This is a genomic window from Parcubacteria group bacterium (genome assembly GCA_016181765.1).
Classification (GTDB): Bacteria; Patescibacteriota; Patescibacteriia; order UBA2169; family UBA2169; genus CG10-46-32.
The window spans coordinates 140,114-157,002 of record JACOYR010000001.1; the positions used below are offsets into that span (position 1 = coordinate 140,114).

Annotated in this window: 18 protein-coding genes; all 18 read right to left on the reverse strand. The window is 47.0% G+C overall.

The genetic code is table 11. From position 1 onward, the window contains the following. Nucleotides 1-3: 3 nt before the first annotated feature. Nucleotides 4-678 carry a PIG-L family deacetylase gene (locus HYT31_00730; GenBank protein MBI2050313.1) on the reverse strand — a complete coding sequence of 225 codons (675 nt, stop codon included), beginning with the start codon at nucleotides 676-678 and terminating at the stop codon, nucleotides 4-6. After that, nucleotides 675-1,778 carry a DegT/DnrJ/EryC1/StrS family aminotransferase gene (locus HYT31_00735; GenBank protein MBI2050314.1) on the reverse strand — a complete coding sequence of 368 codons (1,104 nt, stop codon included), beginning with the start codon at nucleotides 1,776-1,778 and terminating at the stop codon, nucleotides 675-677. Before HYT31_00735 ends, HYT31_00730 begins: the two co-directional genes overlap by 4 nt. A 5-nt stretch (nucleotides 1,779-1,783) precedes the next feature. After that, nucleotides 1,784-2,935: a UDP-N-acetylglucosamine 2-epimerase (hydrolyzing) gene (neuC, locus tag HYT31_00740; GenBank protein MBI2050315.1), complete on the reverse strand. Its 1,152-nt coding sequence runs from the start codon at nucleotides 2,933-2,935 to the stop codon at nucleotides 1,784-1,786. Next, nucleotides 2,932-3,618 carry a WbqC family protein gene (locus tag HYT31_00745; GenBank protein ID MBI2050316.1) on the reverse strand — a complete coding sequence of 229 codons (687 nt, stop codon included), beginning with the start codon at nucleotides 3,616-3,618 and terminating at the stop codon, nucleotides 2,932-2,934. Before HYT31_00745 ends, neuC begins: the two co-directional genes overlap by 4 nt. Next, on the reverse strand, nucleotides 3,615-4,547 hold the full coding sequence (locus tag HYT31_00750; GenBank protein ID MBI2050317.1) for an SDR family NAD(P)-dependent oxidoreductase: 933 nt from the start codon (nucleotides 4,545-4,547) through the stop codon (nucleotides 3,615-3,617). The genes HYT31_00745 and HYT31_00750 overlap by 4 nt, the downstream gene beginning before the upstream one ends. Continuing rightward, complete coding sequence (neuB, locus tag HYT31_00755) at nucleotides 4,537-5,607, reverse strand: N-acetylneuraminate synthase (GenBank protein MBI2050318.1); 1,071 nt, start codon at nucleotides 5,605-5,607, stop codon at nucleotides 4,537-4,539. The genes HYT31_00750 and neuB overlap by 11 nt, the downstream gene beginning before the upstream one ends. Next, nucleotides 5,604-6,608, reverse strand: a complete 1,005-nt coding sequence (locus tag HYT31_00760; protein ID MBI2050319.1) for a Gfo/Idh/MocA family oxidoreductase — start codon at nucleotides 6,606-6,608, stop codon at nucleotides 5,604-5,606. The genes neuB and HYT31_00760 overlap by 4 nt, the downstream gene beginning before the upstream one ends. Continuing rightward, a complete protein-coding gene (locus tag HYT31_00765) occupies nucleotides 6,605-7,321 on the reverse strand; it encodes an acylneuraminate cytidylyltransferase family protein (protein MBI2050320.1) in 717 nt (238 codons plus the stop codon). Before HYT31_00765 ends, HYT31_00760 begins: the two co-directional genes overlap by 4 nt. Next, nucleotides 7,314-8,561 carry a carbamoyltransferase gene (locus tag HYT31_00770; protein MBI2050321.1) on the reverse strand — a complete coding sequence of 416 codons (1,248 nt, stop codon included), beginning with the start codon at nucleotides 8,559-8,561 and terminating at the stop codon, nucleotides 7,314-7,316. Before HYT31_00770 ends, HYT31_00765 begins: the two co-directional genes overlap by 8 nt. Before the next feature lie 476 nt (nucleotides 8,562-9,037). After that, on the reverse strand, nucleotides 9,038-10,471 hold the full coding sequence (locus HYT31_00775) for a hypothetical protein (GenBank protein ID MBI2050322.1): 1,434 nt from the start codon (nucleotides 10,469-10,471) through the stop codon (nucleotides 9,038-9,040). A gap of 1 nt (nucleotide 10,472) precedes the next feature. Further along, nucleotides 10,473-11,321 (reverse strand): class I SAM-dependent methyltransferase, encoded by an 849-nt coding sequence (locus HYT31_00780; GenBank protein ID MBI2050323.1) that lies wholly within the window; start codon nucleotides 11,319-11,321, stop codon nucleotides 10,473-10,475. 9 nt (nucleotides 11,322-11,330) lie between these two features. Further along, nucleotides 11,331-11,909 (reverse strand): hypothetical protein, encoded by a 579-nt coding sequence (locus tag HYT31_00785; protein ID MBI2050324.1) that lies wholly within the window; start codon nucleotides 11,907-11,909, stop codon nucleotides 11,331-11,333. Further along, nucleotides 11,906-12,526: a hypothetical protein gene (locus HYT31_00790; protein MBI2050325.1), complete on the reverse strand. Its 621-nt coding sequence runs from the start codon at nucleotides 12,524-12,526 to the stop codon at nucleotides 11,906-11,908. Before HYT31_00790 ends, HYT31_00785 begins: the two co-directional genes overlap by 4 nt. A gap of 8 nt (nucleotides 12,527-12,534) precedes the next feature. Then, on the reverse strand, nucleotides 12,535-13,140 hold the full coding sequence (locus tag HYT31_00795) for a YdcF family protein (GenBank protein ID MBI2050326.1): 606 nt from the start codon (nucleotides 13,138-13,140) through the stop codon (nucleotides 12,535-12,537). Then, nucleotides 13,127-14,191 (reverse strand): N-acetylneuraminate synthase family protein, encoded by a 1,065-nt coding sequence (locus HYT31_00800; protein ID MBI2050327.1) that lies wholly within the window; start codon nucleotides 14,189-14,191, stop codon nucleotides 13,127-13,129. Before HYT31_00800 ends, HYT31_00795 begins: the two co-directional genes overlap by 14 nt. A gap of 4 nt (nucleotides 14,192-14,195) precedes the next feature. Then, a complete protein-coding gene (locus HYT31_00805) occupies nucleotides 14,196-14,972 on the reverse strand; it encodes an SDR family oxidoreductase (GenBank protein ID MBI2050328.1) in 777 nt (258 codons plus the stop codon). Beyond that, nucleotides 14,962-15,855 (reverse strand): hypothetical protein, encoded by an 894-nt coding sequence (locus HYT31_00810; protein ID MBI2050329.1) that lies wholly within the window; start codon nucleotides 15,853-15,855, stop codon nucleotides 14,962-14,964. Before HYT31_00810 ends, HYT31_00805 begins: the two co-directional genes overlap by 11 nt. After that, complete coding sequence (gene pseB / locus HYT31_00815; protein ID MBI2050330.1) at nucleotides 15,852-16,880, reverse strand: UDP-N-acetylglucosamine 4,6-dehydratase (inverting); 1,029 nt, start codon at nucleotides 16,878-16,880, stop codon at nucleotides 15,852-15,854. Before pseB ends, HYT31_00810 begins: the two co-directional genes overlap by 4 nt. Between the last annotated feature and the right edge of the window lie 9 nt (nucleotides 16,881-16,889).

Sequence of the window (16,889 nt, forward strand, 5' to 3'; positions counted from 1 at the left end):
TTGTTACGTGTTATTAGAATGCTCAACTCCCCGTACGAGCATAAACGCTTCAGCAACCGCAACCCCGGCCTCAGAACCCCGAACTTTTGCCAGTGCTTCCAGAAGCTCCAAGGACCGCGGGTGGGGGTACTCCCGCATTTCAGAAGAATATGCCTTCATTGCGCCTAGCTTTACCTGCAGACCCTCCTGCGAAATCCCTACATAATAGGTGGGAACAAAATTCCCCAGGATTCTCCCCCACTCGGTTTCTGATACGGTTTCGTAGCACAGGATTTTTTGTATGCGCAGACCATGGAGCGGTCTGGTTGCGACCAATCCTGCCTCAAAAACTAATCGGTGATCTTTGTTTAAGTCCCCTCCGTGGGGAAGGAGAACAACATCCGGATTAATTTCTTTAACTACGTCCAGCAAAGCGTTGTTCAGCTCTTTTTGCGGAATCGTATCCAGTTTTGCGGCGGGCAAATCTAAAAGAAACGTCTTTTTAATCTGAAGTATGCGGTGCGCATCTTCTATCTCGCGACGCCGATTTGTTATGAACTCCGCGGACCAATCCGGCGTGTATGCGCTCGTCACAATGCAGACGTACACGTGATGTCCGTCTTTGACGTATTGCGCAATTGAACCACCGCAACCAAGTACTTCATCATCAGCATGCGATGCAATAACAAGAATATTCATACGTTCTTCTTGTATAAATTCTTAATAACCCGGCATACGTGCATTATTTCGCTGTTAGGCATGTGCGAATACAGCGGGACATCCAGAATAGCGCGTGCGAGCCTGTTGGTTTCCGGCAAAGGCACATTTTTATACTTCACATAGACTTTCTTTTGGTGCAGCGGCGGATCAAAATATGCCTTGGTCTGAATATTGTTTTTCTTAAGTTCGGCAAGCAGTTGGTCGCGGGACGCGCCGAATTTTTTCTTATCAATTACTATTGCCAAGTCTTTGTATACCGAAAATGCATTAGGCAGCACTTCCTGGAAAGAAATCCCGGCAACTGACGCCAACTCTTCTTTGTAACGCGCGACTTTGGCGCGACGCTCCTTGATTGCCGTGCGCAAAATCTTCAACCCCTCAATACCCAGGATAGCACTCGGCTCGCTCATACGGGCAGACAACCCCAAAAACTCCTCATTCCGGTTAAAGCTGTCGCCGTTGTGCTTGGCAAGCTGCAGTTTGTGCGCCAGCTGCCTGTTGTTGGTTGCAATAAGCCCGCCTTCTGCAGTGGTGAGCAGCTTTGTCGGGGTGAGACTGTAAATGGCGGCATCGCCGAACTGGGCCACTGATTTTTTATTGTAGCGCGCCCCGAACGCGTGCGCGGCATCATAGATGACTTTAAGCTTGTGCTTTTTTGCGATACGCCCTATTGCCCTAATGTCGCACGGATTTCCAAACACGTGCGTGGGCATAATCGCGGATGTTTTTTTGGTGATCTTTTTCTCAATGACGTCCGGATCCACGTTAAAAGTGCCGGGATCAACATCAACAAACACGGGCTTAAGGTTATTCCAGAGGAGCGTGTGACCACCTGATGTGAACGTAAAGCTCGGAAGTATGACTTCGCCTTTCAAATCCATGCACTTGAGCGTTAAAAGAAGCGCGCTGGTTCCGCTATTCACGGCAACAACGTGCTTTACGCCCAAAAAACGCGCGCAACGATCTTCGAATTCCCGAGTAAACTTAAATTCGGTAATCATGCCCGAGCGGAACATCTCCTCCATCTTTTTATGTATTGATGAGAGGTCGGGTAAATTTGGTCTGGTGAGTGGAATCATAATAGTTAGTAGGTTATTTTTTTATGGAGTAATGCTTCGTCAATTTTTACTGTATCCAGTATGTCGACGATTTTTTTTGCCGCATGTCCGTCTCCGTAAGGGCTCTTAAGGTGTTTGACCTTTCGCAGAAACCGCGTATCATGCAACGCTTTTTTTATCGCTTTTCGTATGTGCTCCTTATTATAATCCACATCAATAACGTTTCCGGCGCGCTCTCTGCCGCCCTGCCGCGGACCAATGTTGACCGCAGGAACTCTGAATGAGGGCGCCTCTATAATTGCCGAGGATGAATTCCCCACAATAACTGAAGTGTGCTTCAGCAACCCAAGGTAATCTTCGAAAGGCACGTTTTTGTACGCATGCATAAACGGAAGCTTCTCAAATGCTTTTATGTCGCTCACCATGCGCCGGGCATAGGTATCTGAATTCGGATATACCACAATACTTGCCACATCCAGTTCCTTAAGCGCCCCCAAGGTCATGCGCATTTCATGCGGAGGTGCGCCGAATTCAAGCGTTAATGGATGCTGAATCACTAATGCATATGGTTTTCTAAAATCAATCTTATACTTTTTAGCAAGCTCATCTTTGCCTGGCAAGAGCGCGTGCAGAATGGTATCCAGCGCAGGCGACCCGGTTCGGTGGACGCGCCATGGCTCTTCCCCCAGCTTTTTAATCCGCTCCGCGGATTGCTTAGTGCACGCAAAGTGGATATGCGAAAACTTGGTAATGGAAAAACGGATTGCCTCATCAATATGGCCGCCGGTTGCCACCTCTCCGCCGGCTATGTGCGCAACTGGAATATCGGAACAGAGCCCGGCAACTGCTGCGGCAAACGGCTCTTCCCGGTCTCCAAGCACCACAACGATATCCGGCTTCAGGCGTTTAAAAATCTTGGTAAACTGGATTATGCCCGTTCCGGCGGACTGCGCCATGCGCGCGCCGGTGTCGCCCGTAAGGAGTGTATTAAATGTTGCTGCAACTCGAAAACCGTCTTTCTTAATTTCGTTGATAGTGTAGCCAAACTGTTTCGAAAGATGCATGCCGCCAACCACGAGCTGCAGTTTAAGGCGGGGATGTTTTTGAATGGCAGAAAGCACGGGCTTTAAAATGCCATATTCAGACCGCGCTCCGGTTATGACTGCTATTTTTCTCATAGTGTTTGGCTAAGTATCTCGCGGCTTTTTGGCCCACAATTAAAGAGTAAATCTACAATGGACATATTTGGCGCAAAACCGTCCTGGGGAAACTGCTGTTCATACACGGGATGGTTGAAATCTTGGAACTCGACTGCTATGCCTTCTTCTTCAAATCTCTTTAAATCCATATAATTTTTTCCACCTTCCCCGGAAAGGTAGAAATCTGCATTCACTTTTTTGCAGATAGTAATAAGCAACTCTGTGCTTTTGCCCTCAACTCCGAGCTCGGATGATTTTTGAATGGGAACCGCTATATCCAGCATGCTCATAAGGTACTGCATCAGGTGCATATCAAGATCGGAAATATTTTGCCAGTCGCGGCTAAAGGTCTCCGTAAAAAAATCTGCATGCTTTTTAAAGAAAGGGGCGTTCGCATAATTATGCTGCAGCGTAAGCAAATGCTCACGTTTCCAGTCCGTCTGGTTATTGATTAGCACCGTGTTAATAGAGCTTCGGTGAAATTTGTGCATAATGGGAACAGTCAGCCAATGGGTTCCATGCGGAGTCTTAATCCGATTCCGGTTAATGAACCCGCGCTGGTACTGAACATGGTCCAGTGCAACATACAAATCACACGTGGTGAGTTTGTCGAAAAATCCAAGCCACGGGAGATACTCTGGTTGGTGAATGACGATCTTCATACATTGTACTTTTTAAGTTCGCCGATATATTGCTGTAATCCTTTATCCAGCGGCGTGGGCTTGAATCCCAGCAATCGTTTTGCCTTGGCAATATCAAAATAGAAGTGTGATGCGGGATTTTTAGCCAGCTTTGTGCCACATACAATGTTGGAGGCAGATTTGCTTATCCGAATAATTTTCTCCGCCAATTCTTTTATATTCACCTCTTTGCCGCTGCCGATATTAATGATTTCAAACCCGAGCGTCCCTGCCTTTTTAAACGCCTGCTCATTTGCGCGGGCAATGTCCGGCGCGCTTACAATGTCCCAGTTGATATTATTATCAATCTTGATTGGCGCGTCTTGGAGCGCATTGCTGGTAAAGTTTGCCAGCGCGCCCCAGTATCGCCGTAGGCCGTACGCGCCGACATACCGCAGTACGACAACATTGATGCTGTGCGTTTTCGCGTAAAACTCGCACGACTGCTCTCCGAGCAGTTTGGTAAAACTGTAAAAATCATACGGCCGCGCCGGATGGGTTTCGCGGACCGGCAATTCTGTAACGCCGGTTCCGTATATACTCATTGAAGAACTATACACAAACGTTTTCACGCCGTGCAGCCTGCACGCCTCCAACAGATTGAGCGTGCCCTGCACATTTGCCTTAAAAAACGACTGAACGCTCTCTATTGGTTTTGGGGAATGCAGAGCCGCAACATGCACCACGCCCGCCGGCTGAATGCGTTTAACAATGTTCGATACAGACCGAGCATTGGCAATATCGACCTTTGCAAGTTTAAAATTCTTTTTATACTCAAGATGGCGCGCCTTTTCTTTGGTGCTGTGGTAGAGCCCAACAACCGAATACCCTGCATTCACGAAACGCTCGCAAACATGGGACCCGAGGAATCCGCCGACACCGGTTATGAGTATTGTTTTCTTATTTGCCATAGTGCTTTTTGGTAAGTAACATATCAGCAGCAATGTCCTTTACTGCCTGTTTCCCAAGCAACACGGAATAATAACGCGGCGGCAATCCAGTCCCCGGCCGTTTAATTCCGATGTTTGTCCGCGTAAAGCGCTCGCCTTTTTTTATAACGGCCGTCGTAACCAAACTTTTCCGTGCGTTTTTAATCATGGGGATTTCGCAGACAACCGGCTTTTTTTGGGATGATCCAAGTATGGCCGGAGTTTCGTGGATCGCACTCACCATACAAGCAAATTCTTCCGGCTCAAGGGACGCGGCATGGTCCGGGCCCTCTGCCTGTTTGTCGAGGGTGAGATGTTTTTCGATAACACATGCCCCGAGTGCTGCCGCCATAATCGGCACATGGATGCCGAGCGTATGGTCGGAATACCCAACTAATACGCCTAATTCATGCATCATGGTTTGCATTGCCGCAAGATTAACATCGCCTAAAGGGCATGGATAGCTGGTTGTGCAATGTAAAGCAATAATCTTATCATTCCCCGCTTTCTTAATGCATTGAATGGCATCCTTAACTTCTTGTAAGGTCGACATTCCAGTTCCCAATATCATTGGTTTTTTAAATTTAGCAGCATATTCCAAAACCGGTAAATTCGCAAGATCGCCGGAGCCTATTTTAAATGCTTTAACGCCGAGCCTTTGCAAAAAATCAACTGATGAGAATCCACTTCCCGGGGTTGATAAAAATAGTATGCCGCGCTTTTTACAGCGTTTGATTATTTTTTCATAATACTCTTCTTTAAGCTCCAGCGGACGCAGCATTTCCAATTGGCTTTGCTTTTTACCGATATTTTTTTTCTGGTATGCAGCCATAGGAACGCTTGCAGTTGTCACTTCCGCGGCCTTAAACGTCTGGAACTTTACAGCATCAGCGCCGGCAATGGCCGCGGCATCCACGAGCCGTAATGCCACATCAAGCTTTCCGTTGTGGTTGACCCCTGCCTCGGCAATAATAAAAGTAGGATGGCCATATCCGACTTTTTTTCTTCCTATCTTGATAGTTTGTGCGCGTGCGTGCTTCATACGGTAATTCGTTTTCCTGTTCGCGAACTTTCTTCTAAAGCAAACATGGTTTTAAGCAGTTGGCTGTTCTCTTTAAAAGTGTAAGGATATTCTCCTTGACTGTTAATAGCGTCCACGAAGATTTTAATTTCCTCATTATACATCTCTTCTTCGTTGACATAGCCTTTTTCTGGATGTCCTTTGGGCACGGAAATTATTTCGGTCTTTTTTGATTCCGCGTCATACACGCGAATCTCCGAATCAAACCGCTCCCACTCAAGAATACCTTCCGAGCCCAACACGCGCAACGTCCGAAACGGCTTGCGGGAAATAACGTCGATCATAATATTTCCCCTAATCCCGTTTTCGTATTTGATATTTGCCATAAACATATCATCCGCCTCCATGTCCAGATCAGAAACTTTTTCCACGGATCCTGAAATTTCTGCAACAGCTGAACCCATCAGCCAATTAAGCAAAATCAGCTCAAATGGAAGCATTTCGCGGCACGCGCCGGTTTCTTTTTTAGAAAAATACACCTCGCGATAATCCTCCCATGGGTGCCAATCCGGCAGGTACTGGCCCATATGATATTGAAACGCCAAAATTTTACCGATTCTGCCTTCTTCTAAAATATTTTTCATCATCTTAATCGGGGTATAAAAACGCATAGTACACGAAGGCGCTTTGATAATATCCAAATCCGCGGATTTAAAAATGTCTTCATAACCATCATCATTAACCGGATGCTCAACAAAAAAGTGTTTGTTATGCTTGAGCGCGAAACGGATGTAATCCCCGTGCGCCTCCGGAGATGTCGAAATAATCACCACATCAAAATCATCCGGGGAAATATCTTTAAAATCGGCAATGATTTTGATTCCGTATTTTGACTTTGCTTCCTCGTTCCGATCAGGGCGGATATCAAAGCCAACGATATCGCGCTCGTTGTTCGCGAGTAGGTTCCGAATCCTGCGTTTTCCCATGGACCCCAAGCCCACGATTAAAAATCTCAATTTCATATCCGTTTAATGCGCGCTTTAATGCTCTTTCTGTTCTTAAACAAAAGTTCCGCGACCACCCAATCCTCCGGAGTATCCAAATCAACCGAACGCCACGCAGCGCAGACAACGGCCTTGGTGTGTTTGGTAACCACCTGTTTTTCTTTCAAAAGCGCCTTTACTTTAACAATATACACAAAACAACCATTCAATAAATATCCCTTAGGCCAATCTTGTGCGTTAGTTGACGGGTGTGCTGATTTATTCGCCAGAACTATATTTTGCTTGCTGTCCAAATGGTACAACCGGGGATGCGTAGGGCATACAGTAAGCACGGTGGTTGCGTTTGAGTCCCGCATAAGCTTCCATGAGCGCGCAATATCTTCCATCTCGCGCAGCGGCGAGGTCGTCTGCAGAATCATAACGTGCGTGGGCTCGTACCCCTCTTCCTTTTTGAGCCAGGCAAGTAGGTACAAAATCGCATCCACGCCCTGCGACGTGTCCTGCGCCAGGCGCTTGGGCCGCAAAAACGGGGCCTCCGCACCGAGCTTTTTTGCCAACGCGGCAATCTTCGGCGAATCCGTATCAACAATCACCCGATCGGCGAACTTCACTTTTCTTGCCTGCTCAATAGTGTACGCAATAAGCGGCCTGCCTAAAAACGGGCGGATATTCTTACGCGGAATCCGCTTGGAGCCGTAGCGTGCCGGAATGATAATAAGTAGCTTATGCATGTTTGATAATCAATGTTGTATTAAGCAGCAACGCATCCAAACCGGAATTGGTGAATGTATGCCAGGCATCTTCCGCGTTTCGCACAATGGGCTCTCCGTGCAGATTGAACGACGTATTCAGCAGCGCGCCGATGCCCGTCTTCTTCTCAAAATCCCGGATCAGCCCGTAGTAGTCCGGATTTGCTTCCTGGGTCACCATCTGCGGGCGCACCGTAAAATCCGCCGGGTGAATGGCCGCGGCAAGGTGCTCCTGCCCGAGCGGCGTGGTGTCGAACGCTATGGTCATGTACGGCGATTCAATGCCTTTCGGGTTCATCAGATAGTCATTGGCGCGGTAATCCAGAATACTTGGCGTAAACGGCATCCAGAAATCCCTGAATTTTATTTTCTCGTTTATCAGCCGGATATTGTCGTAATTGGAGGGATTGCAGAGAATGGAACGATTTCCAAGCGCGCGTGCGCCAAATTCCATTGGTCCAACGCACCGCGCAACCACCTTATTGTCCACCAACAAATCCGCAATAACGTCTGTTGAGGTATTTTCTATGACTGCATACGAATTTCTGATGTGATATTTCTCAATCAACGCGGCCACCTCATCATCCGGCAAAGAAAAACCCAGATAACCGTGGGAAAGCGGATTAACGGCAATATTGCGCTCCACACACACTGAATACGCGGCCCCAATGGCTGTTGACTCATCTCCCCCGCTCGGCGGCACAAAAAAATTTTTAAGTCGTGGTATGCCCGCAATCGCCTGGTTGGTTTTAACATTCATGGAAAGCCCGCCGCTGTACGCCAAACTATCAACCTCCAAATGGTCCAGAATGTTTGTCATCCACTCGACAACTAGTTCATCAACCCATTTCTGGAGTCCGGCGGCAATGCCGTCAAAACGCATTCCCTCAAGCTTTTCCCTAAAATAAAAGTACAAATCAGGCGGCTTATTATACCATTTGAAATCAATTCCGTCAACTACCAAAGTCTCTTTAAAAACTTTATATGCCGGCTCCATAATATAATCTTTTGCATACGGCGCAAGCCCCATGACTTTATATTCGTGCTCAAACGGCTTCATGCCCAAAATAAGGGTTACATAGCGGTAAATGCGCGCAAGGTTGCACATGTTGATTCCGTGGACTTTCTCCAGTTTTCCGTTTTCCGCGCGCCAGATGGTTGCGTTCTCTCCGTCGCCCCAGCCGTCGGCAGTAACCACTGCCGCAGGAGTGGTTTTGTCGATATTGGAAGCGTAATACGCAAACGAAGCATGGCAACGATGATGGTTATCGTTTCCAGGAAACCTAAATCATAGTACTGGTTTTCAAGATTTTGGAATCGGGGTTCCCGCATAATCTTCTCCCAAAACGTTGAGGGCTTTTTTTCTATCAGTAGCGGTTTCCAATGCTCATGCATTTCCCGGACATAATCCGCAATTTTAAATGTGGTAATCCGTTTGATCTTAAAATCAATAGGGCTTAAGGGCAGCGCGGATGTGTACACCACATAATCAATATCAGGGCCGGCCAAACCGGTTTCCGCAAGCGCCCGCCGGATAGTCTGGTGCGGATAGCCAACATCATTTTTCAAACGCGTAATGCGCTCCTCGGATGCGGCATACAGAACCCTGCCGTCTTTGATGAGGGCGGCGGTTGCGTTGTGATTTTCGTTGATTCCAAGGACAATCATATACTTGTTAGGATTGGTTTAATGAATTAATTATGCCGGTAGGCGCTTCCGCGAGCCATCTTCTAATATTTCATCTAAATAATCAACCATTCTCCGGGAAGATTTCCCGTCTACTTTATAACAAAGTTTCTCGCGCAATAATGCCCTTTCTTGCGCTTTGTGTGTCGGGTTGTGCAAGTAGCCGTCTATCGCTTCTTTTAATGCGGCTGGAGTGTCCACTTTTGTTGTTGCTTCTGTTTCTAATACCCAAGTAAAATGATCAGAATCATACATCGTTGAAGTAATGTCTTTCCCGTTTCTATCCCCATCCTCATAGACGCAACCAAAACCAATGTTTATGATTGGCTTATCAAAACAGGCGGCATCTAGTGTTAGCGTAGAAGCGGCATTAATCATAATATCACAGTGATAAAGCGTATTAACAAAATCAATGATTTCTTCCTTGTCTGGATCCCACCTATCCGGCATAAAATCAACTATCCGGTAGTCGTCTACGGCAACTCCTTTTTTATTTCGTAATTTTTTAAAAATATCCATATATGCGTTAGTGTAATGGGCTCGCACCACTAATTGGCAAGGTTTTGTTAATTCGTTATTTGTCATCCATCCATATATCATTTCCGCAACTTCGTGGTCGCGTGTCGCCCAAACGCCCTCGGAGCCGAAAAAAATTAATGGAAGCGCCGGATCCAGGCCTTTCTTTTTAAAATGTTCTTCGCGGCTTTTAATAATATCTTCCCGAACATACCAATCAAACTGAGGAATGCCAACAATACGCACTCTTCTGGCAGGAATATTCTGCAGGTAAACTCCGGCATCTCTTGATGGTTTGTTTGGAACAATAAAATAATCCGGCAAAAATTGCATGTATCCCACTGTTATATTGTCCCAACTTTTTGGCATGGAAACTACCGGAATCCTTCTCCGTTTCGCTTCTTTTATGAAACTGGTATCCAGGTAAGACACAAAAGATGTGGAAAGTGCTATATTCGGCTTATATGTATCAAAATAAAATTGAATTTGGGGATGTTTTTGCGCAAAAAACTTTTGTTCTATAAACCGGTATAAATGTTTTATAGTTGTACTTTTACTCATGAGTATTAAATAAAGGTAACGCAGCCAAGGGATAATTTTTGTCTGTTTCAAAAATTTTTTTGAGGCAAAACGGGTTTTGGCGTTTTCATTAAAATCAAACGCGGAATGTTTCGCTGATTTGCTTAAAAGCAGATACCTAAAACTAAATTTCGTAAATATGCGGTGCAATCGTGTTGAAGCAACCTGAACCGGAACTAATGTTACCTGATCATCTTCAAATTCATCTTTCAAATACGCAGGTATCTTCTTGGCTGGAAAAAAAACAAAAACACTGTAACCCTTCTTTTTAAGCAAATCCAACACTCCGCAACGCAAAATGTTTCTGGTGATGAATGATCTGGTAATGGTGATAAAAATCGTTTTCCGCATATTATAATGCCTCCAGCACAAACCCCACTTTGCGATGGCCGAATCCGCCCATGTTAAACGGCACGAGTAGCTCTACATCGCCAACGTCGTTTTTGAGCGCGCGATTATCTGGAGTGTCTGTTTTTATGGCAACGCGGGAGAGGAGCTTAAATCCCGACTCGATAAAAAAATGTTCTAATTCTTGATAGCGCCACTCATGCTCGCCGTTGTCGCGACGCGTCAAGGTCATGTTTTCATCAAGGTAATTTTTCCGCAGATACTCTTTGTCGTACACAATATTGAGCATACGCTCAATTTCCGAATCAGGAGTGCTGTTGTTGTGCGCTCGGTCGATAATAACAAGCCTGCCTCCCTTTTTAAGCACGCGGCGGCACTCGGAAAGTGTTTTCACGGGCTCGTACGAATGGTGGATGGAATCCCAGGAAACCGCAAAATCCATGCTCGCGTCCGGAAGCTCCAGATTGTTAAAGTCCCCAACCACGGAAACAATTTTATCCGCGCGGTCGCCAAGAATGCTTTGTTTGATAATGGGCTGGCACAGCTTAACCAGCTCTTCGGTGTATTCCACGCAATGGATGTCTTTAACTTCTTCTTTCCGCGCGATGATGGAGGAAATGCACGCAATACCGCCGCCCAGATCCACACCGCGGCCTTGAAAACTATCCCATGCCAATGGAAGGAGTTTGAATGTCTTTTCCACATCCTCGGGGGTAATAAAAATATATTGGATAGCAATGTCGCGGTAATGCTTGCCCGCGAGTTCATGCGCCAAGGTCTTTCCAACCAAAAACTCATGCTCATTGATTGGCTGCTGAATTTTTTTCCAAACTTGGTAGGTGTTGTTTTGCATACGCACAAATTACTTTTGACGGGCCAGCAGCTGGGCTTCGGCCTTTTTAAAATCTTCTTCAGTATGGATATCAACGGCATCGTCGACAATCAGCAGTTCCGGCTCCGGATTCCACGCGTCAAGATAATTCTCCAAACGTTCCCGCGAAAGCGCCCACACGGAGCCGTACACGCAATTTTTTGGCTCGTAGCCGCGGATTGGGTATGTGGTCATGATTTCATTATACCCATAACGCTCCATAAGCTCTTTTGTTTGCTGGATGATTTCCGACCTGGTTGTCGGTGAGTCCGCCTTGACCGCGACAATGCCATCCGGGTTGTCCATGTGTTCAAAAGCGTGTTGGTACACATCAATGTTCGGCACATCGCTTTTGCATAGCTCGACCGGCCGCTTAATGGGGCAGGCGCCGAGCTTTTTGCTTTCTTCAAGAATAAAATCCGAATCAGAGCTTACATACACCTCATCAAACAAATCAAGGCACTTTTCCAAATTCCACACAAACATTGGTTTGCCGCAAAAATCCCTGAAATTTTTATCCGGCAAACGCTTGCTTTCTTTTTTGGCTATCATGAGTGCAACGGTTCTCATACAATCTCCGGAGCTGCGCCATAGTTTGCGCGGATGCGCAAATGGCGGTGAATATTAAAACCTTTTTTGCTTTTGGCTTTCCAGTCGCAATACCGGCCAACGTATATCTGGTCGCCATTGCCATCCGTGTCTGAACACCAGATAAAATCATGTTTCCAGAGCGTGCCACCTTTTGTGTGCAGATAGTACGCAAAAAAGGTAAACGCGGCGAGTATTGCTGATGGAAACAATTTCCGGCCTTTTATGCGCGATGGCTCCTTGCCGCGCGTTGCGGATTTGATACTCGCGCTGACCAGGTGCCATTGCGCTCCCAAAGCCTGAGATGCAAATCTTTCTTTAAGGTACCAGTCCTGATTATAAAAACACGGCTGTTTTTTTGGATTCATCCCGAACCGATTACGCATATTGTTGATGGTTACATTTTTGCCGCTCTTAAACTTTGGAACACCCAGAATCAACACAGCGCTTGCGCGGTACTTTTTAAGTGTCTGCGCGGAAAAAGGAATTTTCGGTGATTTTAATACGCGCGCAATGCTCAGTTGTGAACTGATTGCATTAAGCTCATCCGGCCCAATAAAATTCCTGCCCATTATTTTTTTAGCTACTGCAATATCCATATATGACGTTATGCTTGCGCCTCTTTCCATTCTTGATATTTGAATGCGTCTTGGATTGATGCGACATGGCCCCTTGCGGAATATTCCTCTATCTTTTGAATCTCGCCTTCAAACAATTCTTTGCGATTCTTGTCAATGACTTTTGCAAACCACGCCAAATCTCGTGCGGGCGAATTATATATCTGAATCTTGAGATTGGCGTTTTTCATTGCCTGTAAAAATGTGAGGTATGCCCGCAACTGGTGATAGTGTGAAGCAACCAGAATGATTTTCTGCCAACCGCGCTCGGCAATAATTTTCATAACTTCCGTACCTTGTTCAAATGTGTTTTGTGATGCCGATTCAAGAATGATCTTTTCTTTGGGAATGTCTCTTGCGTACAGTTCCTCAGCAAGTCCCGGGGCTGGAATGGCAACTTCCGGGTTTCCCTCAAATCCACCCGAAACCACGACATAATCCGCGAGTCCTTGTTCAAAAATTCGAATAACTTCATCACGTCGCGCCAAACCATCCCCCTCAAGCAAAACAACTGCATCAGATTTTTTCACCGTGTCATTGCTCACGATAGCGACAATTATTGCAAGTTCTGTATTCATACATTTAAGCCACATCATCCCACTTAATTGGCTCGCCCGCAGAAATGTCGCGCTTAGCCGGTTTGCCGATAATGTCTTTTTTGTGTTTCGGCAGAATACCGAGTGCCGGACGCAGTTCTATGACATTCTCTCCACTAAATGCCTCGCCCTTTTTGACATCAACCTTGGCGCACAAACCGCGCCGCTGGACAATCACGGTTTCCGATTCTTCGGGGACAACTTCTTTTTTTGCGCTTCCGAGCGCTTGCTCCATCTCCCTGACTCTCCGGACCATTGCGCCAAACTCTTTTGGGTCCATTGAATGCGGATGATCCGGCCCGTGCGCGCTCTTATCAAGCGTAAAGTGCTTTTCAATCACTTTGCCGCCGAGCGCAATTGAGCCGAGCACCACCGTGTCCCCTGGCGTGTGGTCCGAGTATCCGGTAATAATGCCATAGGATTCCTGGTACGTCTTTAGTACATTTAGGTTTGCGCTCTCGATTTTTGAAGGATAATTGGTAATGCATTGCAAAAGCGCCAAATCTATATTGCCGGTTGCGGCAATGGCGGCAACTGCCTCATCCACTTCCGCGAGTGTTGATGCTCCGGTGGCAAGAATTACCGGCTTTCCTTTGCGGGCAATGTACTCAAGCATTTCAAGCCAGGTAATGTCCCCGGAGCCGATTTTATAAAAATCAACTCCGCATTCTTCCATAAGGTCAACCGCCTCAAAATCGTACGGCGCGCTGGATGCCATAATGCCGATTGATTTGCAGTAGTCAAAAAACTCTTTATGCCACTCGCGAGGAAATTCCGCTTCTTTAAAAATTTCATCGACTGGCCTGCCCCAGCTGCCGTGCACGCCTTTGAGTTGCATGGACGCAAAACCTTTGCCGGATACGATCTTGGGCGCGAGAAAGCTTTGGATTTTAACCACATCGCCGCCCGCTTGTTTGACCGCCAAAGCAAGCTCCTTTGCCTTATCCAAATTGCGGTCAAAATTCGCGCCAATATCAGCAATAATCAGTGCTGGCTGACCTTCGCCGATTAACCTGCCCCCTATATTGATTGTTTTGGGAAAATTATACATACGCTTACGTAATCGTAAACCCTCCATCAACCGGTATGACCGCGCCGGAGATATAGCGCGAAGCATCGCTCGCCAAGAAAACCACAACGCCTTTTATGTCATCGGCCTCTGCCATGCGGCCCAGAGGAACTTTTTTAGTATACTGCTCAACAAACCGCTCGCTCTGATTATTAAACAACCCGCCCGGCGCAATACAGTTAACTCTGATGCCGTCTTTTGCAAGCAGAGAAGCCAGATACTTGGAAAACATAATCATGCCGCCCTTGTGATACGGATAATCCGGCTCTGTCTGCAAATCTGTCCTTTGGTAGACATTCTGATCCGGCGCAACCAATCCATAGATTGAGCTGACGTTGATAATTGAGCCGCCTTTCTCTTTCATTGCTCGCGCGAATGCACGGCAGGTGATAAAGAGGCCGCGGGCGTTTACGGCCATGGAGCGATCCCAATTTTCTACGGTATCGTCAAAAAATTTCTTCATAGGCCGCTCCACAGCACAATTGACCAGGATATCCGGCGTCTTGAATTTCTTGGTAACCTCCTGCAAGCACGATACGACGCTGGCCTCGTCTGACTGGTCCATCGCAAACCCTTCAGCAATCAGACCTTGCGCCTTTAATCTGCCGGCCGCATCATCACACCGTTCTTTACTCTTGGACGCAACGCACACATTCGCTCCTGCCTCTGCCAAGGCCTCGCTGATGGGGAGTCCGATTTTGCCGGCCCCGCCAATAACCACCGCACATTTCCCCTGCAATGAATATAAATCCCTAATATGCATACTGACCTTCTAAAATTACGTTTGCTATCTTAACGGTATCGTTATACGAAACCGGCCTTTTTCCGGTTTCAACCATATTCACAAATGATTCCAGCATCTTGCGGAAACTGTAGAAGAAATCCGTAAACGGAACAACATACGGCTCTCTGTCTGCGGAAAACACCGTGAACTGAATGGGCAAATGCGCGTCTTTAATGCACTCCAGTATCACATTCAAACCTGATCGATATTTAATTTGGACAATATCGTGATCTTTTTTGCCTGGCAGAGGTTTGACTGACTCAATATCTAATCCGAATATCTCCGCAATTCCCTCAAGTAAGTGGTGCCCATACCGCATCCACGATTCCCGGCTTACGCCGTGGACTGTCCGGACAGAACCAAGATCTATGTCTTTTTTTGCTTTTGCAACGTCCCGTGTAAACCGGGAACTAGAGCCCGCCATAAACGGATATTCCAGGCCGGTCAGCTTTTCGAATTCGACAAGCTCCTGCTTGGTTGCCGCAATTTGCTTATCAATAAACAGCGGCACGCGCTTTTCTAAAAATGGCTTTGCCATCTCTAAATGATTCTCTACATCATCCCGCGCAAGAATGACCGCATCAACCTTTCCGATTAAATCCGTATAATTATCAACGATATTCTGAATCTTTGATACTGCGGCAACATCTTCTGAAAGCTTCTTATCCTGCGTCCAGACGTGCGTGACTTTCGCGCTATCAAGCATGTTCTCGTTGCGGTGCTCACGGGGCAAATATTCGCGGATCAGCTCATACGGACAGCGCTTTTCCAGCTCGCCGGGATCATACCCGTTAAAAATCGCGGAATACGAAAACGGATGCCCGTTGCCTTCGTTTAATCCTATAATGCCTAAGGTAATCATATATTCTCACCGCCGTCGACGTGTACTTTAATCAGCTCCCTAAGCTGTTCAGCCGAAAGCCATTCTTTGTTCTTGTCGCTTGTATACTCAAACCCTTCTGCGCATCTGCTGCCTCCGAATTCTTGAATGTATTCCTCTTCGGACCACTTTTTTCGGGATGGCATAATAGCGAAACGGTCGCCAAAATCCACCGCCGAAAGCGAATCGTTTGCGGTTATCATTTCTTCGTGCAGTTTTTCGCCGGGGCGGACGCCGATTACCTCCTGTTTACAGTCAGGCGCGACCGCGGTTGCCAGGTCCGTAATTTTGTAGCTTGGGATCTTTGGGATAAATATCTCCCCGCCCCACATGCGGCTTAGGGTTTCCAGGACAAAACGCGCGCCCTGTTCTGCGGTAATATTAAAACGCGTCATCCGCGGATCCGTAACTGGCAGCACGCCCGAACCCTGCCGCTCGATAAAGTACGGGATCACGCTCCCCCTGCTTCCCATAACATTGCCGTAGCGAACTACGGAAAATGCAATGTCCCGGCTGCCTTTAAAGTTATTGGCTGCCACAAACAGCTTGTCCGAACACAGTTTAGATGCTCCGTACAGGTTAATAGGCGCTGCCGCCTTATCTGTGGAGAGCGCCACAACTTTTTTAACACTGGAATCAAGGCACGCCTCAATCACGTTCTGCGCGCCCATAATGTTGGTCTGTATGCACTCAAACGGATTGTACTCGGCGGTAGTAACCTGTTTTAAGGCCGCGGCATGGATTACGTAATCAATGCCTTCCATGGCCCGCCGCAGGCGGGCCTGATCGCGCACGTCACCGATAAAGTAGCGCATTTTGGCGTCGCGTCCGTACTCCCCGGCCGGATACTGCTTGGCCATTTCGTACTGCTTAAGCTCGTCACGCGAATAAATAACAACTCTCCGCACGCCGGGATACTGCTCGTGAATCACTTTCACCAGCGCATGGCCGAGAGATCCTGTCCCTCCGGTAATAAGTATGGAAGCGTTTTGTAAAGTAGTATCCATATCGTTCTG